The sequence below is a fragment of the Pseudoalteromonas sp. AOP7-A1-14 genome, from assembly GCF_052376275.1.
GTDB lineage: Bacteria > Pseudomonadota > Gammaproteobacteria > Enterobacterales > Alteromonadaceae > Pseudoalteromonas.
This window is the reverse complement of record NZ_JBQSVO010000299.1, coordinates 1-455: the sequence shown is the minus strand read 5'-3', so window position 1 is coordinate 455 and position 455 is coordinate 1. Positions and strand designations below refer to the sequence as shown.

The window sequence follows — 455 nt, the reverse complement described above, 5'->3', positions numbered from 1 at the left end:
CTCAAGGTCTTTACGCTTTTGCGCCAATAAAGCACTATACTGTTCATATTTACGCGATCTGAGCGATGCAAAGAAAGTTGTCTCTACCCCATTACTCCAGCGCTTATTGACACCAAATCTACTCGAAAATAATTGGTAAGCATGTACCTGTTCACTGTTATTCTTTTTACTGTAATCTAGACCACCAAACAGTAACCATTGTTCATTAAGCTGATACCAAAGGGTATTGTAATTTGCCAATTGTGTACCGGATTGATAACTATAGTGCTGAGGTTGATAAGACTGCTGTTCAATTTCAAGCTCAAGTTTTACATTTAGTTTTTTCGACAGGTTTGTTAGCCAATCAAGCTTAACACCCGCAGCACTGTAAAGCGTACTATTGCCTAATGCATTGTATTTAAATTGCCCAGATGCTGAAAATTGCTCATAAGCCGTTTGATAGCTATAACCTAAAT

Annotated in this window: 1 protein-coding gene; it reads right to left on the bottom strand. The window is 37.8% G+C overall.

Annotation, left to right across the window (positions count from 1 at the left end):
- A partial coding sequence (locus ACT3RM_RS18200) for a surface lipoprotein assembly modifier (RefSeq protein ID WP_444511557.1) occupies positions 1–455 on the bottom strand: 455 nt, incomplete at both ends.